The sequence below is a fragment of the Methyloradius palustris genome, assembly GCF_019703875.1.
Lineage (GTDB): Bacteria > Pseudomonadota > Gammaproteobacteria > Burkholderiales > Methylophilaceae > Methyloradius > Methyloradius palustris.
Genome location: NZ_AP024110.1, coordinates 1,767,692 through 1,791,150 on the forward strand (window position 1 = coordinate 1,767,692; position 23,459 = coordinate 1,791,150).

General features: G+C 43.9%; 26 protein-coding genes and 1 pseudogene. 8 read left to right on the top strand and 19 right to left on the bottom strand.

Annotation, left to right across the window (positions count from 1 at the left end):
- Nucleotides 1-71: 71 nt before the first annotated feature.
- The 11 genes from ZMTM_RS08465 to ZMTM_RS08515 form a co-directional block, all read right to left on the bottom strand.
- Nucleotides 72-437 carry a hypothetical protein gene (locus ZMTM_RS08465; protein WP_221763464.1) on the bottom strand — a complete coding sequence of 122 codons (366 nt, stop codon included), beginning with the start codon at nt 435-437 and terminating at the stop codon, nt 72-74.
- 154 nt (nt 438-591) lie between these two features.
- On the bottom strand, nt 592-1,317 hold the full coding sequence (locus ZMTM_RS08470; RefSeq protein WP_221763465.1) for an ankyrin repeat domain-containing protein: 726 nt from the start codon (nt 1,315-1,317) through the stop codon (nt 592-594).
- A 92-nt stretch (nt 1,318-1,409) separates the two neighbouring features.
- Entirely contained in the window at nt 1,410-1,763 is a 354-nt protein-coding gene (locus tag ZMTM_RS08475; protein WP_221763466.1) for a hypothetical protein, read from the bottom strand.
- 141 nt (nt 1,764-1,904) lie between these two features.
- Entirely contained in the window at nt 1,905-2,393 is a 489-nt protein-coding gene (locus tag ZMTM_RS08480; RefSeq protein ID WP_221763467.1) for a hypothetical protein, read from the bottom strand.
- Between the two features lie 53 nt (nt 2,394-2,446).
- The gene (locus ZMTM_RS08485) at nt 2,447-3,160 is read right to left on the bottom strand and encodes a hypothetical protein (protein ID WP_221763468.1); all 714 of its coding nucleotides are present in this window, start codon (nt 3,158-3,160) and stop codon (nt 2,447-2,449) included.
- A gap of 451 nt (nt 3,161-3,611) precedes the next feature.
- Nucleotides 3,612-4,034 (bottom strand): hypothetical protein, encoded by a 423-nt coding sequence (locus ZMTM_RS08490; protein WP_221763469.1) that lies wholly within the window; start codon nt 4,032-4,034, stop codon nt 3,612-3,614.
- A 153-nt stretch (nt 4,035-4,187) separates the two neighbouring features.
- Complete coding sequence (locus ZMTM_RS08495) at nt 4,188-4,571, bottom strand: hypothetical protein (RefSeq protein WP_221763470.1); 384 nt, start codon at nt 4,569-4,571, stop codon at nt 4,188-4,190.
- A gap of 82 nt (nt 4,572-4,653) precedes the next feature.
- On the bottom strand, nt 4,654-5,181 hold the full coding sequence (locus ZMTM_RS08500) for a hypothetical protein (RefSeq protein ID WP_221763471.1): 528 nt from the start codon (nt 5,179-5,181) through the stop codon (nt 4,654-4,656).
- Nucleotides 5,182-5,230: 49 nt separating this feature from the next.
- Complete coding sequence (locus tag ZMTM_RS08505) at nt 5,231-6,196, bottom strand: hypothetical protein (protein ID WP_221763472.1); 966 nt, start codon at nt 6,194-6,196, stop codon at nt 5,231-5,233.
- A gap of 481 nt (nt 6,197-6,677) precedes the next feature.
- Nucleotides 6,678-7,148 carry a hypothetical protein gene (locus ZMTM_RS08510; RefSeq protein ID WP_221763473.1) on the bottom strand — a complete coding sequence of 157 codons (471 nt, stop codon included), beginning with the start codon at nt 7,146-7,148 and terminating at the stop codon, nt 6,678-6,680.
- Nucleotides 7,084-7,521 carry a hypothetical protein gene (locus ZMTM_RS08515; protein WP_221763474.1) on the bottom strand — a complete coding sequence of 146 codons (438 nt, stop codon included), beginning with the start codon at nt 7,519-7,521 and terminating at the stop codon, nt 7,084-7,086. The genes ZMTM_RS08510 and ZMTM_RS08515 overlap by 65 nt, the downstream gene beginning before the upstream one ends.
- A gap of 390 nt (nt 7,522-7,911) precedes the next feature.
- Between ZMTM_RS08515 and ZMTM_RS08520 the strand changes: the two genes are divergently transcribed.
- Complete coding sequence (locus ZMTM_RS08520; RefSeq protein WP_221763475.1) at nt 7,912-8,763, top strand: thymidylate synthase; 852 nt, start codon at nt 7,912-7,914, stop codon at nt 8,761-8,763.
- Nucleotides 8,764-8,802: 39 nt separating this feature from the next.
- Here the strand turns inward: ZMTM_RS08520 and ZMTM_RS08525 are convergent, their stop codons facing one another.
- From ZMTM_RS08525 to ZMTM_RS08545, 5 genes and pseudogenes are all read right to left on the bottom strand, one after another.
- The gene (locus ZMTM_RS08525) at nt 8,803-10,233 is read right to left on the bottom strand and encodes a tyrosine-type recombinase/integrase (RefSeq protein ID WP_221763476.1); all 1,431 of its coding nucleotides are present in this window, start codon (nt 10,231-10,233) and stop codon (nt 8,803-8,805) included.
- 289 nt (nt 10,234-10,522) lie between these two features.
- A pseudogene (gene thyA / locus ZMTM_RS08530) lies at nt 10,523-10,810 on the bottom strand (thymidylate synthase); the annotation flags it as partial.
- 36 nt (nt 10,811-10,846) lie between these two features.
- On the bottom strand, nt 10,847-12,274 hold the full coding sequence (gene thrC, locus ZMTM_RS08535; RefSeq protein ID WP_221763477.1) for a threonine synthase: 1,428 nt from the start codon (nt 12,272-12,274) through the stop codon (nt 10,847-10,849).
- Nucleotide 12,275: 1 nt separating this feature from the next.
- Entirely contained in the window at nt 12,276-13,589 is a 1,314-nt protein-coding gene (locus ZMTM_RS08540) for a homoserine dehydrogenase (RefSeq protein ID WP_221763478.1), read from the bottom strand.
- A 33-nt stretch (nt 13,590-13,622) separates the two neighbouring features.
- Nucleotides 13,623-14,849, bottom strand: a complete 1,227-nt coding sequence (locus tag ZMTM_RS08545) for a pyridoxal phosphate-dependent aminotransferase (protein ID WP_221763479.1) — start codon at nt 14,847-14,849, stop codon at nt 13,623-13,625.
- A gap of 165 nt (nt 14,850-15,014) precedes the next feature.
- Between ZMTM_RS08545 and ZMTM_RS08550 the strand changes: the two genes are divergently transcribed.
- Nucleotides 15,015-15,404, top strand: coding sequence for an Mth938-like domain-containing protein (locus ZMTM_RS08550; RefSeq protein WP_221763480.1), 390 nt, complete (start codon nt 15,015-15,017; stop codon nt 15,402-15,404).
- 12 nt (nt 15,405-15,416) lie between these two features.
- Here ZMTM_RS08550 and fabB read toward each other — a convergent pair whose 3' ends face one another.
- Both fabB and fabA read right to left on the bottom strand, forming a co-directional pair.
- Nucleotides 15,417-16,646, bottom strand: coding sequence for a beta-ketoacyl-ACP synthase I (gene fabB / locus ZMTM_RS08555; protein WP_221763481.1), 1,230 nt, complete (start codon nt 16,644-16,646; stop codon nt 15,417-15,419).
- 62 nt (nt 16,647-16,708) lie between these two features.
- Nucleotides 16,709-17,224, bottom strand: coding sequence for a 3-hydroxyacyl-[acyl-carrier-protein] dehydratase FabA (gene fabA / locus ZMTM_RS08560; RefSeq protein ID WP_221763482.1), 516 nt, complete (start codon nt 17,222-17,224; stop codon nt 16,709-16,711).
- 242 nt (nt 17,225-17,466) lie between these two features.
- Here fabA and ZMTM_RS08565 point away from each other — a divergent pair, with 242 nt between their 5' ends.
- From ZMTM_RS08565 to ZMTM_RS08590, 6 genes are read left to right on the top strand one after another with little or no spacing between them, the layout of a single operon-like run.
- On the top strand, nt 17,467-18,483 hold the full coding sequence (locus ZMTM_RS08565; RefSeq protein ID WP_221763483.1) for an AAA family ATPase: 1,017 nt from the start codon (nt 17,467-17,469) through the stop codon (nt 18,481-18,483).
- A gap of 24 nt (nt 18,484-18,507) precedes the next feature.
- Complete coding sequence (locus ZMTM_RS08570; protein ID WP_221765655.1) at nt 18,508-19,371, top strand: DUF58 domain-containing protein; 864 nt, start codon at nt 18,508-18,510, stop codon at nt 19,369-19,371.
- 46 nt (nt 19,372-19,417) lie between these two features.
- Nucleotides 19,418-20,407 carry a hypothetical protein gene (locus tag ZMTM_RS08575; protein WP_221763484.1) on the top strand — a complete coding sequence of 330 codons (990 nt, stop codon included), beginning with the start codon at nt 19,418-19,420 and terminating at the stop codon, nt 20,405-20,407.
- The gene (locus ZMTM_RS08580) at nt 20,407-21,387 is read left to right on the top strand and encodes a vWA domain-containing protein (protein ID WP_221763485.1); all 981 of its coding nucleotides are present in this window, start codon (nt 20,407-20,409) and stop codon (nt 21,385-21,387) included. Before ZMTM_RS08575 ends, ZMTM_RS08580 begins: the two co-directional genes overlap by 1 nt.
- A complete protein-coding gene (locus tag ZMTM_RS08585; protein ID WP_221763486.1) occupies nt 21,378-21,914 on the top strand; it encodes a hypothetical protein in 537 nt (178 codons plus the stop codon). The genes ZMTM_RS08580 and ZMTM_RS08585 overlap by 10 nt, the downstream gene beginning before the upstream one ends.
- A gap of 21 nt (nt 21,915-21,935) precedes the next feature.
- Nucleotides 21,936-22,946 (top strand): vWA domain-containing protein, encoded by a 1,011-nt coding sequence (locus tag ZMTM_RS08590; RefSeq protein WP_221763487.1) that lies wholly within the window; start codon nt 21,936-21,938, stop codon nt 22,944-22,946.
- Nucleotides 22,947-22,949: 3 nt separating this feature from the next.
- On the opposite strand, the gene ZMTM_RS08595 is transcribed toward ZMTM_RS08590, so the two are convergent.
- Nucleotides 22,950-23,411, bottom strand: a complete 462-nt coding sequence (locus ZMTM_RS08595) for a protein YgfX (protein WP_221763488.1) — start codon at nt 23,409-23,411, stop codon at nt 22,950-22,952.
- Nucleotides 23,412-23,459: the final 48 nt, after the last annotated feature.

The following is a 23,459-nucleotide window of genomic DNA, read 5'->3' on the forward strand; positions in this document are numbered from 1 at the left end:
TATTGGCGGGATTCAGACTAAATCAATGGCTCAAAACGACACATTGTAGCCATTTCAATGTGAATATAACTTTAAGAAAAAATGATGTGATAGAACAGCCAAAATATAAATCCCATGAAAATGAACAAAGAAATTAAATTCAAGTAATTAACAGGGATTTTTATATCAGGTACTTTGTTAGCTCCAAGCTTTTTCATTTCCGCATCAAAACTTGCTATATCGACAGGGTGCTTAACTTGATAACCTGGATCATTTAATAGAAGTTTTGCCTCTTCAAATTGCTCGTCCAAGCAAACATTTATTCTGAAAAAGCTCGGGGGACTCGATGCACTTCTATAGATCCCAGGAGTGCCATTCGCACTAACATCTCGGAGCGAATAATCCACATCAACAAAAATAGGAATGCCACCAGCTTTGAATCTATCTTTAAGCTCCAATAACTCATCGGCTTTAACGGAACAAAGATGTATCAAGTTAATTTTGCTTTTTCATGTTGATAGTAACTATATTATGGCAACTGACATACGAAGTGCAATTCTGCATCCGACCCAAAGCAGACACTTCAGCGAATTATTTAAGCATATATGCTCATCAGCTATTAACTGCATCAAAAATAGTTTTTGAATAATAGCGCTCAAGTAATAATCGCATTTCCGGCATGCTGCTGTTACGTTCGAGGTCTAATGCTTCCCGGATAATATTTCGGCCACGCCAATCTTTGAAATAAATATTTGGTTTATAACGACAAAGAATTTCTAACGCTTTCAAATCTAGAGGTTTTCCTGCGCGAGTATACATTACAGCCGTTGAGGTATTTTCACCAACTGCGTCCACGTTTGCTCCAGCCGCTAATAATGCTTCCATAATCTCTAGGTGATGCCGATTAGTTGCCCACATTAGGGGCGTATGGTTCTTGTTAAGGTCACTACGTATATTAAGATCGTCTGGATTCTTACCAACGGCAAGCAGGGCATTAACAACGATTAGATCACCGCGCATCGCAGCAGCAACTAATGCACCATCATTTGATTCTGTTCCAGCGATTTCGAGTAGCTGGCATGCCAATTCACTTCGTCCATTATTTATAGCAGCAACTAATGGGGATTCTCCCCACTCGCCTCGCCATCGAGCCAGACCTCTAGGAGTAGCAAGCCGCAAAGCTTCTAGATCATTCCCCGACTCGATTTTTGAGAAAATCTCAGCACGTACTTTTCGCCGATATTTGCTGATTAGATCATGCAGAAATTGATATCGATCGGGAATATAGATGACGAATGTTCGCCAGAAAGGGATTCGTAGTACAAGAACAGATGCCATATCAATTCTCTAAATTAGGCCTAGCGTTTAAATTAAGAGGCTCATTGCGACCCATAGCAGCCATTAAGAATAACTTTAATATCCCTCGCTGATTACTTCTCATACCATTCAGGTTTTCTTGTTGTCTTGCAAAATTTAAGAGTTGCCGCTTTGTCCTTGGACTCAATTTTAGATTCCAAATCATTTAGCTTTATCATCACGCTTTCTTGATTTTTGTATTTGCGTTTAAGCTTTGCTAGCTTTGCGTCAGTTCCTGGACATGATTGGCAAATTGACCAATCAATATCCGATTGCCTATCTTTATCATAACCATATTCTCCCCGCCAATGATCGCAAGATTCTCGAAGCTCTAGAAAACTCGATACATCAGTCGGTAATGGAGTTTCGGCTGAAGAAATACCAAAAACACAAAGTAAGGGCACAACCAAAATAAATAATCTGAGCATCAGCACTCCATTTAATATCTCAATTACTGATCATGCTATGGCTTAAAACTACCCAAAGCAAACACTTAGATATTCAATTCTGATGATGTGTTGAGTAACATTTATTCTCTGGCGAAGGCAGATTTTACAAATATCTCATTTTTAAGAAGCATTTTTTGCTTTTATGAACTCAACATCATTGAGATATAACTCTGCATCCTCTTTCGGTAATTGTTGCCACCTTAAAGTAATTATAGGGACAACTGAGCTGTAATTTGGCTCATCACCAGTTTTCCATAGTAAATAAATCACCTGACCCGCATGCCCCTCAATTTTTATGTTTTGACTAGGCGGTCCAAGCAATCCAGACTGGCCCATTATTTCAATTTGTCCAGGAGACGCGTTGAGAACTGAGAAACTCTGATTAGTTATTTTGACCTGGCTGATGCCGTTTACAAGAACCTCTACAGGGTGCCCAAAGTAATAATAGTTATATGGACGAATTACAACTAATGTAACAACATTGGGTTGAGATTCTATCCGAGCTGAATTTTCTTCACTATTAGTGATAGTTTTCTTTGTAGGAAGGCCATAACAGCCTGCCAATGAGAGGAGCGTTATTAAAGATATGATCGTTTTAGCAAAACGCATTTATTGCCCTAACAGTAAATATTGAGAGGTGTGCCCTACAAATAGAATGAGAATTAACGCAGCAATTCCATTTCATCCACGGTCGCATCAAGCGAGTCAATGACGCGCTTCTCTACACGGTGACGAATCTCAAGTTTTACCTCTGGGCTATATGCCTCAAAATTGTCTTTGATTGTCAGGTCATTACTACTCTTAAAATCACAGGGACCTCGCTGGGCATTCATCCACTCCCAGCCAATCTTCTTACCAGTGTGTAAGTCATAGAGCTGAACTATAAATGCAGCATACACACAGGAACTTTGGCTACCAAAGTTATAACGTGTAAGTAAGCCGTATCCGGGATAGAAAAATGGATAAAGTTCCGAAGTTACTGGTGCAATGATGATTAAACTGTCATATCCAAGAGGCTTGACTCGCTCAATGACTTTATCCTGAACGCCTTCAATCGCATATGCACTACTTCCATCAAGCGGTGTGAATAAATCTGTTTCTACTTCTGTAGCAGAAAGGCCGTGCTTATTTAAACGCTCGACTAAATGATTAGCTGCAAGATGATTGATCTGCCAATCTTTAACGTCTGTTTGGGTGATATTGTTAGTGAAAATAGTAGTGCCAACAATATTGTGGTGAAAGTTATTTCCAAGTTCAGAAACTACTACTATTTTTTTCTGTTGCAGGGTGTAATCTTTTTGGATGGCACCTGGGCCAACACACCCTTGGAGAATAGAACTTGAGCCAATGATTAGTATTAATAATATTTTTTTCATGAGTTCCCCTTTATTAGTTTTATTGTCGGCCAATATTATCGCCATATCTAATTATGTGTTTCACTTATTGCGCTGACATGAAAATCTTTGTTATGAATCTAATAAATTAATGGCTGATGACGACCCTTAGCAGTCATTTACGCGCCCCGCTTGAATGATACGTTAGAATGATTTCTATCATACGCACGAACAACAATCCATTTTGATACGTCCGCTAATACTAGCGGTGTACCCCTTGTATTCGTAACTTTTCGCACCTGATTTTTGACATTTCTCAGCACATTGCTTTTCTCTAAGATTTACATACCAGATTGATGGGATAAGAAAGCAGATAAAGATCAGTAGAAAAATCGAGACTGATTTGACGAAATAAGCACTCATCTTTATTACCCTAACGTTTGAATAAGAAGCTGGTTTCGACCCACAGTGGACATAGCAAAAAAATTAATATTTATTCTCTCGTTAATTGGTCGCCGAAAAAAACTTTTAATCCTGTATCAATTTTATTGAGATATTTATCAGCTTCAACCGTGAATGTTTTATCACTAACATTTTCTCTAAAATCCTGAGAGAAACGAACTTTTAGCTTAGAGTTCACAAGAAATTGCGTTGTCAAATAAATTCGAGGGAGATTATTTTCAAATTCAGCTGCATTTTGCTTAAGTAAGAATACCCTCTGGGTTTCGTCTTCATAGACTTTCTTATATCCCTCATTTTCAACAAGAGTTTCAAACTCAGCCCTCTGCTGCTCTGTAATTTTAGGAGCAACCCAGGTTACGCTAGGGCCTTCTGGAACGCAGCCGGTCATAAAGCATTGCAATAAAAGGAGAGTAATAAAAATATGGACTTTAAAATATCTAAGGTTTTGAATCATTTCACTCCAGTTCCACGCTGTAATTAATGCGATAGTAATAAGAGATATTACTAACAAATTGGCTTAAATCTTTGGGCGAGATTTCTCAAAAATTCATCCTTAATTTGCAGCTCTTGGATGACCTTATCCGACCCATAGCAGTCATTTAATGTTCTATTCTGGAGTTAACTCCACATTTAAGTTCAAACCACGCTCCGCCTCTGCTTTTGTGGGGTTTTGATAAATGTTAATAGGTTGATACCCATCAGCTTTTATCAAAACGTTTATCGGATGCATAAACCATGCAAACATACAGCTATCAGCCATTACTGCACACCAAATACGCCTTACTTTCGATTGAAGAACAAAATTACCAGCTTTATCGGTTTGTGTGATCAATTCTGGATGTTGCTCAACAGACACTTCCGCAGAGTTAACTGGTTGCCCTGTCTGTTTTGACGATACATATCCATTGACTTGAGGTGAGTCATAAACCTTTACCGAAAAACAACCAGTAAGGCAGTTGAGTAGCAAAAAAAGAGTTGCAATACCTTTCATACTTGATAAGGAAACAGCGCAATAAAAATGGATACTATCGGCTTTTGATAGTTAACCAGCTTGAATGATGGATTTTGCATAATTATTTCGGACTGAGCGTTACATGCCAAGCAAAGCATTCCGCTAGATGTGCTGGAACACTTGGTATTTTTTCTTTTACCCACTGTAATACCTCATTGGTTTCGAAAATAGTTGCTGTCCCACTCCATAAACCTATGGGATGACCGCCCTTCAAGGGGTCTTTGGAATAAAACATGTAGGGCTCATCTCCCTCGCTGGCATTGGTGAAGAGGATTACCCACCCAGCGTATTTGAACGAATCATAGACCTTTACGACTTCACGTTTTTGCTCTTTGGCAATCGCTAGTTGTAACTCAGCTTTTTTCTTAGATGTTAATTGTCGTTCCACCCCATCGCAAGGGGAAGCATTAACCCAATAAATTGATTGATCGTATTGTTTTTGTGAAATGGTTTTACTGCTCAATGCTTCACCAAGAATCTGAATAAGGCTAGCCTTGTTTTGGCTTGTTAATGACGGCTCATGAACTTTTGGTTCAGCTTGCGCGCATAAAGAGTATATCAAGAGCGCAAAGATCATTAACAATTTCATTTGATGCCAACTTTAAATTAAGGGGCTTAAAACGACCCATAGCAGCCACTCACGACTTAAAAAGTCTAAATACAACTGACCCGAGACAAAACAAACCAAACAATACAAATGCCATAAGAAAAGCATTAGTCTTTCTGGCAAAGCGCCTGCTTTCAGATGTCACAATATCTAAATCTCGTTTAACTTGCTCAAGCTCAGCCATTGGATCGTTTAAAGACGATTTGTTGAATGCGTTGAGTTTTTTGGATCGTTCAAAAATAGAGTCCAGTCGTTTTGACGCATCATTGTATTCAGGTGAATGCAGATGACTCCAGTTATGATTGTTACCAGTGGTTTGATGCCACAGGAACTTAGCAACAGCAGTAATCGTTTCTGGCTTCTCCTGGGTTCCCTTCAATAGGAAAACAAGCCTGCCACGACCTATAGCACCAAGTCCCAATCCACCCAACACGCGTTCAGTCCAGTGAATATTCTTCGCAATTTTTGAATAATTACTCACTTTGAAGATAAGGGTGTAATTAGTGCTATTACGGGTATGGATAATTTGCAGGTCGATTCCTTCAACCTCTTGCCAAGGTATATATCCATATATAGGTGAGGTCAACCCGTTGCGATTGAGTATTAGATCAGGATTGGAAATCCCTGTGGATGCTCGAACCAAAGTAAAGATAAATAGTAACGAGACAATTGATGCTCCAATTCCCAATAGCCATTTAGGAGGAACGATTATCAGAGCCGAATAAGCTGTAAATGAGCTAATACCTATTATCAACAATAGAAGTAATAGTATCGATTTGCTGTTATGAACTTCTAGAGACTGCTCTGACATCCACGGCTTTTGAGTCATTGCAGTGACACGGTTACTAACTTGTTCTAAATACTCTTCTTGTCTGTGCTTAACAAAACGAGAGTCTTTGACTGAAGAAAAAATAATGAGGCCAATACCTACAACCGATATGGGAATAAATAAACTATCCCCATCTTTATATGTAATAAACCCAAATGCTGCAAGCAAGATGCCTATCGTGAGTAAAAAGATATTGAATATTCTGCGCATATTTAGATTTTCGATTTAGTCCAGTTACGACCCTTAGCAGTCACTTATCTGTGATCCGTTTTTTATTGTATGGCATGTACTCCCCATCGGGGGCGTAATACCACTGAATACTGTTATTTTTAACATTTACGCGATACATATCTAACATATGTGACATTAAAGGATCGCCTCCACATATCTTGTCATGAATTTCATTTAATTCAATATCCACTGAAGTTTTGGAACAGCTGATAGTCTGATACGAATAGCAAGACTTCATTATTCTGGATTCATAAAGCCTGTCTTTTTGAATGCGATTAGATAGAACCTTTAGCGCTTTCTCAGAGATGCTTTTGCAGGATGTAGTATCAGCAAAAGCATTACTTTCAGTAACCGACAGAACCAGAATGAGAAAAAGTCGAAAGCAGTTATTCATATAATCTGAGGGACTTGGCATAGCTTAATGATCATTATTGTTCTGTGAGTTCTCAGAACACTGCTTTATTAACTTCTTGAGTGATGACTTGGGTATATGGATAAAGCCAGCACTATTAGAATTTTTTAGGCTAATCCTAATAGTTGGGGCTTTATTCGTACAAGCTTCACCACGATAGCTCTGACAACCTGTCAGGATAAGCCCTGCTTTGATGGGTGCGCCTGAAAGTTGAGCAGAATATACTCCGCCGCTTTTTGAAGACTCAAGAAGACCAACATACCTGTCATTTAATTTCTCAACATCTAGCACTTCATATTCCCCAGACTTGCTGTCACAGGAAAACCAAGTGCCGATATAAGCCTCGTCACTTGCATGGACTTGAATGGCAAATAAGGCCATCAATATTGCAAAATATTTTCTCATGAGTAACTTACGTAAAGATGACCTTAACTGTATCAACGCCTTCTCTTCTTGAGTTTGAATTGCCCATTGCATCAAGACCTTCAAGTAATAATTGGATGACTTCTTCCCTTATTGCTTGTAAGGCTGATGGAATGGTTAAGCTAGTTATTTTCCATGTGACGGTAGCATGAGCTTTTCTTACAGAAGCATGACTCACATTTTCATCAGCCTCGAAATGGACATATGCTGCAAATTTAATAACTTTTTTGCACCAACTCATTGCAAAATATTCTGGCTGCTCAGGCCCTATGGTTCCGAGTGAAATAATAAAAACGTCTCGATCCCAATCTACCGTCCATCTGTAAAGCTCAATAGGCTCTTTATAAGGATTGTATGGCTTATAGAATAGATCTCTTGGGAATAAATATCTTTGGTTTTCTCCCAAAGATTCATTTATGAAAGCCATTATTCGTCCAGCCAGTTTTATAAATATAGATTGTAATTTAAGGTGGAATTGTAAGGAAACACATAACAACAATATGTCTGCTATTGGCCGATAGCGGAAGCTGCCAACTTTTAATAATTATTGTTGGCCACTTTGAATAGGATTGGTGGCCAGATTGGAAAATTATAAGTGGCAAGTTTCACAGTAATACGCAGGCTCGCAGAAGAAGGGGCCAAATCAGTTGAGGATGTGTAAGGATTAAGGATATTTGTATTTATGGGTTAGGATTACACCTACGTCATATAATATTAGCTGTGTATTATTGAGTTTTTGCATACCAAAGTCTGATCATCGAGCGCAGTTTTTACAATGGGAAAATTTCTAATGTTTTCCAAAAATGAGCCAATATAAATGAAACAATATTTAGACTTATGTCAAAGAATAATCGATGAAGGCATCTGGGTAGATAATGCAAGAACCCAAAAAAAGTGTCTCACCGTCATAAATGCAGATTTAACATATGATGTAGGTATGGGTGAGTTTCCTCTTGTTACAACGAGAAAGAGTTTTTATAAATCTGCCATCGCGGAAATAATTGGATATATTCGTGGTTACGATAATGCTGCTGATTTTAGGAAGATTGGAACCCGGACATGGGATGCAAATGCCAATGAAAATCCTGATTGGTTGAAAAACCCTAATCGAAAAGGGGAAGATGACTGTGGTTTTATATACGGGAAAATTGGTAGGAATTTTCCAAAGCCAGACGGTGGCAGTATTGATCTGCTAAGAAAAATTTATGATGACTTGCGTTCAGGTAAAGATGACCGCGGGGAAATTTACACCTTCTATCATCCTGGAGCTTTTCATCTCGGTTGCTTGAGGCCATGCATGTATAGCCATCACTTTTCCTTGTTGGCTGGGACGCTATATTTAAATAGCACCCAAAGAAGTTGCGATGTTCCACTTGGCCTTAATTTTAATATGGTGCAGGTATATTTTCTATTAGCGATAATGGCTCAAATAACAGGTAATAAACCAGGAAAAGCTTTCCATAAGATAGTTAACGCTCATATATACGAAGATCAATTGGATCTCATGCAAAACGTTCAATTAAAACGTCAGCCATTTCCGCCCCCTAAGTTAATAATCAATCCCGATATAAAGACGCTTGAAGACCTCGAAACTTGGGTAACTGTTGATGACTTTACTGTCGAAGGTTACATGCATCACGATCCAATTGCCTACCCATTTTCAGTCTAATTATTATCAACGTTAAGTTACTGTTTTACGTTGCTTCTATTATTCTGAATTGTTGTGACGTTGAAGTTCGTTTATATGGGCAACATCTGTAGTTCTAAGGTTCAGTAATTCGTGATATTTTTCAAGGTATATTGTGATTGGAAGACCAGCCTTAAGCTCCATTTGTAGGATATCAACATTACTATCGAACGAATCAAACGCCTCTTGTAATTGGACGGTGCTAACCACTGCTACCAGATTTGCCACCTCATCGAATGCCATGTCGATATAGGTATCGAGGGATGCTACATTCCCATGTCCAGTATATTGTTGCACTTGTTGCTTCAATGTATTGGCGTCAAGAAGAGCTTTCCTGAAGTTATCCTTGTTGTCGAAATCATATTGATTGATGAGTCTGACAAACAGTTTGGTTATGAATCGGTTACGGAACATGTGGGCACAAGCTTGACTGCCAATGCCAGCAGTTCTTCTGAGAAGCCCAATCTCGTTTGACATATATTTACTTGTAATGGGTTTGCCGGTTATTTCGCTTACGAACAAGCTACCATGATCCTGAGCCGCTCTAATCGTTCGTTTAATTACCATATTGCGATTTACACGGACATAGGCTTTCAAAGCTGCAAGATCCTGATGCAAAACAGGAACGAAACGATGCTCTGACCTTCTTTTTTTGAGAGTGGTCAGCCGTAGCATTGGATTATTTTGTTCAACGGCCTCCTCAATATCTTTTACCTGAATTCTTGCAACCTCTTCGATGCGTGCCCCAGTCATTTCAAGTAGGCGAAGCATAACCGTTCTTCTGCGATCGATAAATCGCTTACTTTGTTGATCTAGGTTGGTCGAACTGAGCAATGGAATTGCATCGTACAATTCCTTAATAGACTGCCTAGAGATTGGTAATCTGTTTTTTCTTGGGCCTGGAGTGTCAAAAGATTCGTGATGCCACCCAAATTTTTCAATCCTTCCTGATTTAGAATTCTTCGTGCGGATCTGATATTTCTTCTGCTGGGCTTTTAAAGTATAGATTACAAAACCATCATCTCCATTAAGTTTGCCAATAAAATCCAAGAATTCGATACACTTCCGACCAATAGCAATAAGCGTATTGGAATCCCTTTTTCTTGCCATAAGATTGAGCGGATCCTTCTCGCTTCTCAATTTAGCAATAAAGTCGGTAAATCGATCACCATTCATCTGAATGAAGTCTATGCAGTTGTCAGAGCAATAGCGAATAAGATGACTGATGTCCTTGGCAAATTGACGTAAAGTCCCTCCGTTGTTGTTTCGACTTAAATTTCGTTTATACAGCTGTACCATGAAGGCATTCGCAGCCAAGCATGGCGAACGGTCTGGCCAGCAAATAAATGGCAGATTGTTCGCTTCACGAAGGTTTACTTCACCATGGAGTGCATCGAAATAATGGACTAGTTCCATCTTTGGAAGTATCTTGAAGAGTTGATGGCTGACCACGCTAATAGCCCCTTAAGTCTTTCGGTTCATGTGAATGACATTCGTGTGGTTAGGGTCAATCACATGCGAAATCTGCTTATATGACATCAGCACAAGAAGGGGATTGTTTACTTGAATACACTCATAAAGAAGTTTTATGGTCAGAGAATCTAAGTGTTTACGAGGATAATATCTAAGCGCCCCAGCCGACATGACAATTGTCAGTTCGATCCTTGCATCCATATCGTCCAATAAACTTTTGTTTTAAAAGACAAGTATAACCTATGGACAATATTTAGGTTGTGGGAAAATGCCCGTAAACCGGCCCTAGATTGCCATTCTCATCGGCCCATTCATCCCAGATTCTTACGCCATTTTCTTTAAGGTAGGCAATATTGGTGCTGCCCTGTAGAAACCATAGCAACTCATGAATAATCGATTTGAGATGTACTTTTTTGGTCGTCAGTAGCGGAAAACCTTCAGCCAGATCAAAACGCATCTGGTAACCAAATACCGACAAGGTACCCGTGCCAGTGCGGTCTTCTTTTTTGTTACCGTGCTCAAGCACATGACGGACAAGATCGTGATAGGTTTTCATAATTAACGACTGACTCCGTTCAGGCCAAGATAGCGATTAAACTTTATCGGTAATGTATTGCTTGATGGCCTGTACGCTGGCATCCATCACATCAAAGCGTTGCGGTAAGCTTTCTAGCCCACTCAAGCTTGCGGGGCGCTCTGGCTTTTGGCCTAAAGCCTCGACTACGGCATCTTCAAATTTGGCAGGCAAGGCGGTCTCGAGTACAACCATAGGCACATTAGTTTCACGATACTCTAGCGCTACTTTAAGGCCATCTGCAGTGTGCGTATCAATCGTCACCCCATACTTGGCATACGCATCACGTATAGTTTGCATGCGGTTGGCATGATTGCTCGAACCTGAGACCAAACCATAATTAGCGACCTTGGCAAACAGGCCATTGGCATTCAGGTCGAAAGCACCGCCCTGATCAACCTTGCTCCACAAAGCACGCACTTGTTCTGAGTCACGGCCAACTAGGTCAAACACAAAACGCTCGAAATTGGAGGCTTTGGAAATATCCATGGATGGGCTAGATGTGTGGAGGGTCTGTGCTGAAGTTCTGGGTGCATAGACGCCAGTTTTAAAGAACTCGTCCAGCACATCATTTTCATTGGTTGCAACGACCAGTTTTTTGATCGGCAAGCCCATCATACGAGCCACATGGCCTGCGCATACATTACCAAAATTACCTGACGGCACGGCAAAGCTAACTAACTCAGCATTGCTCTTGGTGACCGCGAAATAGCCTTTGAAGTAATACACCACTTGGGCTGCCACGCGCGCCCAGTTGATTGAGTTGACTGCGCCTATCTTATGCTTGGCCTTGAACTCAGCATCGTTAGACACAGCCTTGACCATGTCCTGGCAATCGTCAAATACACCTTTAACCGCGATGTTATGGATGTTGTCATCTTGTAGTGAGAACATTTGCGCAGTCTGGAAACGGCTCATTTTCTTATGCGGTGACAACATGAATACGCTGATACCCTTTTTACCACGCATGGCGTACTCAGCAGCCGAGCCTGTATCACCCGAAGTAGCGCCAAGAATATTGGTGGTTTGGCCTACCTTAGCTAGTACGTATTCAAACAGGTTGCCGAGCAACTGCATGGCCATATCTTTAAATGCCAGCGTTGGGCCGTTAGATAGCGACAACAGATAAAGGCCATCTTCCAGCTTGAGCGTAGGTGTAATATCCGTCGCATTCTGCGATGGACGTGCATAGGCATAGACTTCTGGCGTGTAGGTCTTGGCAACAATTGCTTTAAGATCAGCGGCAGGAATATCATCAATCAGGCGCGAAAGTATGGTGTAAGCGAGGTCGGCATAACTCATCTGACGCATCGCGCTGAGATCAGCATCACTAAACTGCGGATATTGCTCAGGCATGTATAGGCCGCCATCAGGCGCCAAACCGCCAAGCAGGATTTCACTAAAATTGAGTGCGGGAGATTGTCCGCGGGTGCTGATATATCGCATATTACTTACCTAGCTCTTCCATACGCAGACGGGTGACCGAACCAACAATCGCTGGCAATGCCTCGATCGCAGCAATCGCGGCGTTCATGTTCTTCTCGACGGTGATGTGGGTAAGTATGATGATGTCAGCCTCAGTTTCGTTATCTTGCGGTTCCTTCTGCATCATGGCATCAATCGATATCTGGCGATCACCCAGAATCTTGGTCACATCAGCAAGCACACCCGGCTTGTCACTGGCCCGCATGCGCAGGTAATAAGCACTGCTGATGGCCTCGATAGGCAATATAGCCAAAGGTTTGATCTGCTCAGGCTGGAATGCCAGATAAGGTACACGCTGATCAACGCTAGCGTTATGCATGCGTGCAACATCGACCAGATCGGCAATCACTGCACTAGCCGTAGGCTCAGCACCAGCACCAGCGCCGTAATACAAGGTAGGGCCAACTGCATCGCCCTTGACCACAACGGCATTCATGGCGCCATTGACGTTGGCAATCAAGCGCTTTTCAGGAATCAGTGTCGGGTGCACGCGTAACTCGACACCATCTTCAGTACGCTTGGTAATACCCAGTAACTTTACGCGATAGCCCAACTCTTCCGCATAGCGGATATCCTTGGCGGTAAGCTTGGTGATGCCTTCGGTATAAGCTTTATCGAACTGCATAGGGATGCCAAAACCGATAGCGGACATGATAGTCAGCTTGTGTGCGGCATCTATACCTTCCACGTCAAAGGTAGGGTCTGCTTCTGCATAGCCCAAGCGCTGTGCTTCACCAAGCACATCAGCAAAAGCTAGACCTTTTTCACGCATTTCGGTGAGGATGAAATTGGTAGTACCGTTAATGATTCCAGCAATCCATTCAACCTTGTTAGCGGCCAGACCTTCACGCAAGGCCTTGATGATTGGGATGCCGCCAGCTACTGCAGCCTCATAGGCCACAATCACGTTCTTTTTCTGTGCTGCCGCAAATATCTCGTTACCGTGCAAGGCAATGAGCGCCTTGTTAGCCGTGACCACATGCTTGCCATTTTCTATAGCTTTAAGCACCAAATCTTTCGCCAAGGTATAACCACCGATGAGCTCAACCACCACATCAATCGTTGGATCGCTGACCACAGAGAACGCATCATCTGTGACCTCTGCAGCACCTGCAGTAATTTCCTTAGCTCGGGCAATATCTCGGTCTGCCACTTTGGTAATCTTGATGCTGTAACCTGCGCGACGGCTGATTTCTTCCTGATTACGCTTGAGCACATTGAACGTACCGCCGCCGACTGTACCGATACCTAAAAGACCTACATTGATTTGTTTCATTACGTATTCCAGAACTGTTTAATTTCGGAGTTTTTATTTTGCGTGTGTTTTTCGATAGTGCTCAAGAAAGCGGGCAATACGGTTAATTGCCTCCGTGAGGTCATCCACATTCGGTAAGAACACCACGCGGAAATGGTCTGGTGTCTTCCAATTGAAGCCTGTGCCTTGCACCAGCAATACTTTTTCTTCCAGCAACAAATCAAGAATGAATTGCTGGTCATCCTTGATTGGATAGATTTCAGGATCAAGCTTGGGAAACAGATACATGGCCGCTGCTGGCTTGACGCAACTAACCCCAGGAATCGCGGTTAGCATCTCGTAAGCAAGGTCGCGCTGCTTGCATAGCCTGCCAGTAGGCGCCACTAGGTCATTGATACTTTGGTAACCCCCAAGCGCGGTCTGGATTGCGAGTTGGCCTGGCACGTTAGCGCACAAACGCATGGAAGCCAGCATATTCAGGCCTTCGATATAGTCTTGTGCGTGACGTTTTTCGCCAGAAACAACTAACCACCCTGCGCGGTAGCCGCAAGTACGGTAATTTTTGGATAAACCGTTGAAGGTGACGAACAACACATCATCAGCTAGCGAAGCTACTGAAGTATGTACATTGCCGTCGTACAGCACCTTGTCATAAATTTCGTCTGCAAAAATCACCAGCTTGTGATGACGCGCGATCTCTATGACCTTCAACAAGAAGTCCGCTGGGTAAAGCGAACCTGTCGGGTTATTCGGATTGATGAGCACAATGCCACGGGTATTGGCTGTGATCTTGGCTTCCATATCCTCAAGATCAGGAAGCCATCCATCCTCTTCATTGCAGCGGTAATGGCGTGGCGAACCACCAGCAAGCGTGACTGCGGCCGTCCATAATGGATAGTCAGGCATAGGCACCAGAATCTGGTCACCATTGTTCAGCAATGCTTGCATGGCCATGACAATCAGTTCGGATACGCCATTACCGATGATAATGTCATCGATGGTGACGCCTGCAATCTTCTTTTGCTGTGTGTAATGCATGATGGCTTTGCGTGCGGCGAACAGGCCTTTGGAATCTGTATAGCCAGAAGCCTGGTCCATATTGCGAATCACATCCTGCAGAATCTCTTCAGGTGCTTCAAAGCCAAACGGCGCAGGGTTGCCGATATTCAGCTTGATGATGCGATGACCCTCTTCCTCCATCTCACGGGCTCGCGCAAGCACGGGGCCACGAATATCGTAGCAAACGTTGCTGAGCTTTAAAGATTTGAGTATGGGTTCCATGATTGCCTGTCGTGTTTTTTCTAATGGTATCTAGTCGTATGAGTATCCATACAACTAGAACTTGATTAAAAGGCTGACTTAAAAGTATGCTATTTTACATTGACACGGGCGCTACAAGCAATTTAAGCCGCGCTATTCTTCATTATTAACAGCCATATATCATCAATGAAACTGCACCTAACAAAAGCCGCTGGCAACCAATTGATTACAGGCTATGGCGCTGGCTGGATTCAAGTCAACGAATTACGCTACACGCAAAGCCTGATTGTGCTGCCTGAACTGGTAATACCTGATTGGGATGTGCAAACCTTCAGTGACCTGACCGAGGCGCATTTTGAGAAGTTGATTGAATCTACCTCTGGTAGTGCAAAGCTTGAAGTAGTGCTACTCGGCACCGGTGAAAAACACCAGTTCATTCACCCCAAATTAAGCCGTGCTTTGATAGAAGCTGGCATTGGTATTGAATGCATGGACACCGCTGCTGCCTGCCGTACTTACAATATACTAATGGCAGAAGGCCGCAACGTAGCTGCGGCGCTTCTCCTAAGCCATTAGAGTCCTAAGCAATTAAAGCCCTGTACGCGAAAACACTAACGTTGCGTTAGTACCGCCGAATCCAAAACTGTTGGATAAAGCAGTCTGAACATTCGCTTTATCAATACGTTTCTGCACGATAGGTAAACCTTCTCCAACAGGGTCTAAGGTTTCGATATTCGCAGATGCAGCGATAAAGTCATTCTCCATCATAATCAATGTATAAATGGCTTCATTCACACCAGCTGCGCCAAGTGCATGGCCAGATAAAGACTTAGTCGAGGCAATTGCAGGTACTTTGCCGTACGCACCATCACCAAATACTTCGCGAATCGCTTCCAACTCTTTCGTGTCGCCTACAGGGGTGCTGGTGCCATGTGTGTTGATGTAATCAACATCGCTAATGCCTTGCAATGCAAGCTTCATACAGCGCACTGCGCCCTCTCCGCTTGGTGCAACCATGTCATAGCCATCAGAAGTCGCGCCGTAACCCACCACCTCTGCGTAAATCTTAGCGCCGCGTGCTTTGGCATGCTCGTACTCTTCAAGCACCAAGATACCACCACCGCCGGAGATTACAAAACCATCACGGTCAGCATCATAGGTCCGTGATGCTTTCTCAGGCGTGTCATTGTATTTGCTGGACATCGCACCCATGGCATCGAACAAATAAGACAATGTCCAATGTTCTTCTTCGGCACCTCCAGCAAATACGATATCTTGCTTACCAAGCTGAATCTGCTCTACACCAGCGCCGATACAATGCGCGCTTGTTGAACATGCTGAGCTGATACTGTAATTAACGCCCTTGATCTTGGCACCAGTCGCAAGGGTTGCAACTACACCACTCGACATCGCTTTGGTGACCATATAAGGCCCGACACGACGAATGCCTTTCTCGACAAGCACTTGATTGCTTTCTTCGATGCTTTCAGTTGAAGGGCCGCCAGCGCCAACGATAATGCCAGTTCTTACATTTGAGACTAGTTCTTCACCCAATCCAGCATCGCCAATCGCTTCTTGCAAAGCAATCCACGCATAGGCATGACCGTTCGCCATAAAGCGCAGCAGTTTACGGTCTATAAGTGCAGGAATATCCAGATTCTTGACTGAGCCAGCCACTTGTGAGCGCATGCCATGCTCAGCATATTCAGGTTGATATGTGATGCCTGAACGACCCTCAAACAGGCTATCCAATACTTCTGCTTTATTATTACCAAGGCTGGAGACTATCCCCATACCAGTGACGACTACACGACGCATTGCGTGCTCCTCAAAATATTTTCTAAATGACTATCGAAATTTTTTAAGTTTGAAATGTGAGGCTAAAAGTTTTCTGTACTTGTGAACAGACCTACACGCAGATCACGCGCAACATATATTTCACGCCCATCTAGCTCCATGCGCGCATCGGCAATACCCATCACCAGCTTGCGCATCATTACACGTTTCAAATCAATGTAATAGGTTACTTTCTTGCCTGTAGGCAATACTTGACCGCTAAATTTGACTTCGCCAGCACCAAGTGCACGACCGCGACCAGGGCCACCCATCCAGCCCAGAAAAAAACCAACCAGTTGCCACATCGCATCAAGGCCTAAACAGCCAGGCATGACAGGGTCACCAGTAAAATGGCAGCCAAAAAACCATAGATCAGGTGTGATATCCAGTTCAGCAATAATCTCACCATGGCCATACTTACCGCCATCTTCTTTAATACTTACAATGCGGTCAAACATGAGCATAGGCGGCAATGGTAATTGCGCATTGCCTGCGCCGAACATTTCCCCGCGACCACACGAAAGAAGCTCTTCATACGTAAAGCTATTTTGTTTTTCCATTGAATTATTTTGCTTTTAGGTTAATTAAGTGTGCTTAATTTTTATTAAGTTTAAATGAACAACCGCTATTTTCGCTGGAAATGACCTTAAACGAAAGCCCTAAAATCGTTTAGCTATATACAGGTCTGTTTACACCCGGGCATAAAATCGTTAATATGCAGTAACATTTGTTTACAAATAGGCTGCTTGAGCATATTTATCAAGCAGCACTTTTTTCTAATTCATCAGATCAGGATACGTCAATGAGTGACAGCCAACTAGCCGACTGGCGCCAACATGCGCTAAAACTAGAATCGGAAATCAACAAAGTAGTCGTCGGACAAGAATCACCTGTTCGGCTGATTACCACCGCCATTTTCGCCCGTGGGCATGTATTGCTTGAAGGCGATGTTGGCGTTGGTAAAACCACACTCCTGCGCGCATTTACGCGCGGTATCGGCGGTGGTTACCAACGCATTGAAGGCACCATCGACTTAATGCCGAATGATCTGATCTACCACACCTACCTTGGTGAAGATGGTCGCCCACACGTAAGCCCGGGTCCTCTATTGGCGCAGGGTGAAGATTTGTCCGTATTCTTTTTTAACGAGATCAACCGTGCTCGCCCACAAGTACACTCCTTACTACTACGTGTGATGGCTGAGCGCACATTATCTGCATTCAACAAAGAATATGTCTTCCCGCATATGTTGGTATTCGCTGACAGAAATCAAGTAGAACGCGAAGAAACCTTTGAGATCCCATCGGCAGCGCGTGACCGCTTCATGATGGAAATCCCGATTCTGGTACCTAGTGATGAAAACATTCTTGAATCACTGATTTTCGACACACGCTTCCATAACGTAGATGCGCTTGTTGAGCAGGTTCAGCCCGACATTCTCCAATTCGACAAACTGAATGACGTGGCCAGCAATATCCAGAAAACAGTTAAGGCCAGCGATACCTTACGTCGCTATGCGCTTAACCTGTGGTTGGCTACTAAAGCCCCAGCGCAGTACGGCGTAAAAATTGATGGTGTAGACATCAACCGTTTAGTCATCGCAGGTGCAAGCCCACGCGGCATGGCGATGATGATGCGAGCCGCCCGTGTGAACGCCTGGCTGAATGATCGTGAAGCAGTAGTGCCTGAAGATATTCATACGGTATTCCATGAAACCATCGCCCACAGACTGGTGTTCAGCCCCGTATATGAAATGCGCCGTACCGCTATTGCACGTGAATTGCTCAGCAAGATTATTCACGTCATTTCTGCGCCTTAAAAATACAAATCAATCGTTATCATGATGGTTAATAGCCTGGCTAAAGAATTCACTTACCAGATAGGTTGGCGCTCAAAAGGCCGCCACCCTGGCAGGCATGCGAGCGTGCAACGTGGGTTAGGCATGGACTTTGTCGGGCATGCCCCGCTGATTTCATACCCTGATCCACGGCGTATTGATTTGCGCCTCACGCTGCGCGACCCGTTTGAGCAGGTCTTTGTACGTATATTTAACCAACGCAGCTCAACGCCTATCTTTGTGGCATGTGACCTTTCAGGCTCTATGGGGTTTTTGGGTGAACATCACAAGTTGCATATAGCCGCTGAAATTACTGCATCAGCAGCTTACTCGGCATCACGTGCAAGCGACCCCTTCTCCTTCATCGGCTTTGATAATCAAGTCCGTGAAGATTGGATCAGCCATGCCAGCACGCGAGTGCAAGGTGCTTATGAACTCGCTGAACGATTGAAGGATTACCGTCCAGAGCAAGTGGCTGGCGAAGGCATACTCGGAGTCAGTGCACATTTATCACGTGAACGCGCATTGGTATTTCTTGTATCAGATTTTCATATGCCGCTGGATGTGCTTGAAGAAGCCATCAACAGCATGCAACGCCACCATATCGTGCCTATCGTGTTGTGGGATGCGGCGGAATACAAAAAATTACCCGAATTCGGCATCACGCATGTGATGGATAGCGAAACTGGCGAGCGCCGTAGCCTGTTCTTGCGTGGCGATATGCATGCACGCATTCAGGCTTCGTTTGCCGAACGTCGCGAAGCACTGTATCAACTTTTCATGCGTTATGACTTTCCACCATTCTTTGTTGAAGATGGTTTTGATGCAAATAGTTTGACCGAGTACTTCTACCAGTTTCTGGGTGCGTAACACTGGATATCTAATACAAGACGCTTAAAATAATGAGTATTGAATAATGAAATTAGCTAATCTATTAAGCACAATTGCAATCTGCTCTGGCTTGCTAACAAGTCTGCTTAGCGGAACTTCAGCAAGCTACGCTGCAGATGTCGATGCTCCTGCACCCAACCAAAACCCAACGGTATATGTCACGGCAATTGACCCTGTGCGTGATGTCGGTTATCACGTGGGCGACATTCTCAATCGTACGATTACATTAAGAGTAGAAAAGCCTTACAGAATCCTGCAAACATCGCTACCTCTGCAAGGTACAGAGAAAAAATATAGAGGTCAGAATCAAGGCTTGGAGGTTCGGTCTGCAGTACTGACGGCAGAAGAGACCAAGCACGATACTATCTACAAGCTAGAACTGAGCTATCAGGTATTCACCAATAGTGTCGTGGTCAAACCCAGCCAGCTCCCACCTGAATATGTGAAATTTGGTGGCAATGGCCATATGTTTACCGTGCGTATTCCAAACTTTCCGTTCCGTATTTCACCATTGACCATTTATGGCTCAGTGAAAGTCGAAAAGGATATGAGCCAGTTCCGTGGGCCTCTGCTACTTGATAGCACATGGAACCATTATGCATTGATCGCTTGTTTGGTCATATTAAGCGTAGTTGTGATCGGACTTTTCTATATTCTTGGCAATAGATCGTGGTTACCGCGGATGGGTGGTCCATTTGCCCGCGCCTACCGCGATTTGCGCAAAATTAAAGGTAACAAAGACAATACAAGTACCCAGGAAAATATCTCTAAAATGATTGAGCGCCTTCATGTGGCATTCAACCAATCCACCGGCAATAGCGTGTTTACAGCAGACGAGGTGATTACGACCAAGCCTCAATTCACGCCAATCAAAGATGAAATCACCAAATTTTTTGCGCTATCTCGCCATGTGTTTTTTGATAGTGATGCTCGGCACGGCATAGAGCAGGATTTGCAGCTTTGGCTACGCCAGTTCTGCCGTCGTTGCCGTGATTGTGAGCGAGGTTTAAGCTAGTGAATTTTGCCGCACCTTGGGCCTTATTGCTGCTGCCCATCGCCTTAGTGCCCTTGCTGCTAGATCGCCAGCACACGCGCAGCTATTCGTGGATGAATCTGCTGCCAAAAGATCGTTTGTCAGACCTGCTTGGCTTGTTGCTGAAAATACTGGCGGCCATTGCTATATTTCTAGCCGTGATTGGCATAGCCAGGCCCGTAAGTCATATCCAGTATATTGAGCGAGTTGGCGTAGGTGCGCAGTTGGTATTGGTATTTGACCGCAGCGCCAGTATGGATGACCCCTTTTCTGGCGCAGAAGCCAGCGGCAATGCGGGTGAAACCAAGGCGCAAGCGGCCGAACGCCTGATTACCAAATTCGTGAATGAGCGCAGCAACGACATGTTCGGCATGGTGACCTTCAGCAACTCAGCCATGCATGCCATGCCACTCACTGATAATCGCGATGCGATTCTCGCGGCAATTAAAGCAGCTGGCGGGTCAGCACTATTTCAAACCAACATTGGTAGCGGGCTTACCACTGGCCTTGCACAGTTTGATAAAACACCAGACTCGGGCTCGCGTGCGGTGATTTTATTATCAGATGGTGGTGGCCGTATTGGCGCAGCAACACAAGAAAAAATACGTGACTGGCTAGACCGCATGCATGTAAAGCTCTACTGGATTGTGCTGCGCAAGCCGGGTGGCATCAGTATCTTTGACCCAAACTTCAAACCAAAAGAAGATGCACCCCTGCCAGACGTGATTGAACTCAATGAATTCTTCAAAACCTTCCATACAGGCTTTCAAGCCTATGAAGCTGAAGACCCAAAGTCTTTGGCAGAGGCAATTGAAGACATCAACCGCAAAGAGAAAAAACCGATACGTTATATTGAAGAAATCCCAGGCCGTGACTTTGCACCATTCTGCTACGGAATAGCGGCCTTATTGATTGCGTTGCTACTTGTAGTCAAATTTTTTGAGGTAAGAACATGGCATTAAGTGCTAAAAAAACCACATTCCTACTCAGCGTGATTGCCATTGCTAGCGCACTAGGCGCGGGCTGGGAGGCAGTACGTATTAACCAGATACATCACTTCAATCATGCGGTGCTTAATGGTAAAGCGCCAGCCACTGATAAAGATTCGTACGAGGCTAGATTTGCAGTGGCTTACTGGCAGGCACATAACGGCAAATATCAAGAAGCTACGTTGCTATTCGCTAAATTAAAAGACGAGGGTACGGATACACAGAAATCAGCCGTCCTGTATAACTCGGGCAATATCTACCTGCTACGTGGCTTGGCGATCAATGGCCGTGACATGACGGTGAAAGATCAAACTGAATACCTGCTAACACAAGCAAAAACAGCTTACCAAGCATCATTAAGGTTAGACAATAACTTCTGGGATGCACGGCATAACCTGGACCGCGTCATCTCAATGTTGCCAGCGACACCAACGCCAGGCGTAGGTGATTCAGATTCACCAGGCCTGATTATGGGCAGTATTCCCGTTGGTTTGCCGTAAGCACGGTTAAGAGACACATCCATGCAATTTAAAGCTTCTATCAAGAAATTCTGGCATTACCTGCTGCATCGCAGGGATGCCGCATTTTTGTCACTCGCGTTTATCCTGCTGGTAGCGGCAATATTCAAGCCTGTAGTGCCTGTTCCGCGCAATATCTACAGCTACATGTTCGTGGTGGACATCAGCCAGAGCATGAATACAAAAGGCATGTTCTGGCATGGGCAGGAGATGACGCGACTGGAATATACCAAAACCATGTTGCACGACATGATCAGCACATTGCCTTGCGGTAGTCGTGTGAGCTTATCGGTATTTGCAGGCTTTACGGTCGCTGCATTGTATGCCCCGATTGAGGTCTGCGGGAACTACGATGCCATTCAAGATACGCTCAACCACTTGGAGTGGCGTATGGCATGGTCTGGCAATAGCCGAATCCGTGAAAGCGCCGAAGCCATCAGCCGCTTGTTAAGAACCTTACCAGAGCCTGCACAAGTAGTATTTTTCACTGATGGTGAAGAAGCGCCACATCTGCATGCATTTAACACGCGTGACCTCAGCGGGTTTCAGGGTGGTAACGGCTGGTTAGTCGTTGGGATTGGTAGCCTGGATGCCTACCCTATTCCTAAACTGGACGAAAAAAATACCATCATCGGTTACTGGTCTGCTGAAAACTTCACCATGCAGCCTGGTATCGCACAGATTTCACAGCAGAACTTTGGTAACCGCGATGACAACGTAGCAACCAATGAAGATGACCGCTATCCATCACGCCTGGATGAAGAATATCTCAAACAGTTCAGCGGTGAGATTCATGCTGAATATGTGCGCGGAGATAGCGAGCCTAATGTAAAAGCCGCCATGCAGCGCCTGAAACCTGCAAAAAGAGACTTCAGCCCGATGCAGATAGACTGGCTGTTAGGCTTGCTAGCGATTGCCTTGATTATTAGCGCCTACACACCGCAACGCCTACTGCATTTAATGAAACGCTTGTCACATCGGGCACAGAATTTTCGTAGCCGTAAAACTGTCTGATTTCTAAACGGCATCCTCTAACTCGGCATGGGCATCATTACTTTTATGTGATGCCCATTTAAGCCAAACGCGCAAACGCCTCAAATCATCAGGGTTTGCGTTATCAGGTAATAAAATCAAGCTTTTGCGCAAGAACGGTTGCTCTACTTTTAATTGCAGTACGATTAAATAGCTAGCAACCAGACTCTCTGGCAAAACTGTCACTGTGTGCTGCACACCGTTTTTAGCGGTCAACTGAAACTGGTGTTGGCTATCAATTTCAAGCGCCACCCATGACCAAGGCAACAAACCTAAAGCATCTCTGGCGATGTAAAAAGCACTACTGAGTATGACCAGCAGAATCAGCAAGGCTTTGAGCCAAAGTAATAGAGGCATGCAGGCGATCACCAGCATACTCAGCCCACTGGCTACGCACAAAATGCTGAGCAGATAATAAGAAGGCTTGGAGTTAAATTTGATATTCATGAATCGATAGAGAGATTAAGTTTGTTAATACTACCGCCTTGAAATATA

Excerpts from the sequence above, each read along its gene's own strand:
- ZMTM_RS08470 (WP_221763465.1), bottom strand. The coding sequence starts at position 1,317 with ATGGCATCTGTTCTTGTACTACGAATCCCTTTCTGGCGAACATTCGTC.
- ZMTM_RS08475 (WP_221763466.1), bottom strand. The coding sequence starts at position 1,763 with ATGCTCAGATTATTTATTTTGGTTGTGCCCTTACTTTGTGTTTTTGGT.
- ZMTM_RS08480 (WP_221763467.1), bottom strand. The coding sequence starts at position 2,393 with ATGCGTTTTGCTAAAACGATCATATCTTTAATAACGCTCCTCTCATTG.
- ZMTM_RS08485 (WP_221763468.1), bottom strand. The coding sequence starts at position 3,160 with ATGAAAAAAATATTATTAATACTAATCATTGGCTCAAGTTCTATTCTC.
- ZMTM_RS08490 (WP_221763469.1), bottom strand. The coding sequence starts at position 4,034 with ATGATTCAAAACCTTAGATATTTTAAAGTCCATATTTTTATTACTCTC.
- ZMTM_RS08495 (WP_221763470.1), bottom strand. The coding sequence starts at position 4,571 with ATGAAAGGTATTGCAACTCTTTTTTTGCTACTCAACTGCCTTACTGGT.
- ZMTM_RS08500 (WP_221763471.1), bottom strand. The coding sequence starts at position 5,181 with ATGAAATTGTTAATGATCTTTGCGCTCTTGATATACTCTTTATGCGCG.
- ZMTM_RS08510 (WP_221763473.1), bottom strand. The coding sequence starts at position 7,148 with ATGCAATGGGCAATTCAAACTCAAGAAGAGAAGGCGTTGATACAGTTA.
- ZMTM_RS08515 (WP_221763474.1), bottom strand. The coding sequence starts at position 7,521 with ATGGCTTTCATAAATGAATCTTTGGGAGAAAACCAAAGATATTTATTC.
- ZMTM_RS08520 (WP_221763475.1), top strand. The coding sequence starts at position 7,912 with ATGAAACAATATTTAGACTTATGTCAAAGAATAATCGATGAAGGCATC.
- thrC (WP_221763477.1), bottom strand. The coding sequence starts at position 12,274 with ATGCGATATATCAGCACCCGCGGACAATCTCCCGCACTCAATTTTAGT.
- ZMTM_RS08540 (WP_221763478.1), bottom strand. The coding sequence starts at position 13,589 with ATGAAACAAATCAATGTAGGTCTTTTAGGTATCGGTACAGTCGGCGGC.
- ZMTM_RS08545 (WP_221763479.1), bottom strand. The coding sequence starts at position 14,849 with ATGGAACCCATACTCAAATCTTTAAAGCTCAGCAACGTTTGCTACGAT.
- ZMTM_RS08550 (WP_221763480.1), top strand. The coding sequence starts at position 15,015 with ATGAAACTGCACCTAACAAAAGCCGCTGGCAACCAATTGATTACAGGC.
- fabB (WP_221763481.1), bottom strand. The coding sequence starts at position 16,646 with ATGCGTCGTGTAGTCGTCACTGGTATGGGGATAGTCTCCAGCCTTGGT.
- fabA (WP_221763482.1), bottom strand. The coding sequence starts at position 17,224 with ATGGAAAAACAAAATAGCTTTACGTATGAAGAGCTTCTTTCGTGTGGT.
- ZMTM_RS08565 (WP_221763483.1), top strand. The coding sequence starts at position 17,467 with ATGAGTGACAGCCAACTAGCCGACTGGCGCCAACATGCGCTAAAACTA.
- ZMTM_RS08570 (WP_221765655.1), top strand. The coding sequence starts at position 18,508 with ATGGTTAATAGCCTGGCTAAAGAATTCACTTACCAGATAGGTTGGCGC.
- ZMTM_RS08575 (WP_221763484.1), top strand. The coding sequence starts at position 19,418 with ATGAAATTAGCTAATCTATTAAGCACAATTGCAATCTGCTCTGGCTTG.
- ZMTM_RS08585 (WP_221763486.1), top strand. The coding sequence starts at position 21,378 with ATGGCATTAAGTGCTAAAAAAACCACATTCCTACTCAGCGTGATTGCC.
- ZMTM_RS08590 (WP_221763487.1), top strand. The coding sequence starts at position 21,936 with ATGCAATTTAAAGCTTCTATCAAGAAATTCTGGCATTACCTGCTGCAT.
- ZMTM_RS08595 (WP_221763488.1), bottom strand. The coding sequence starts at position 23,411 with ATGAATATCAAATTTAACTCCAAGCCTTCTTATTATCTGCTCAGCATT.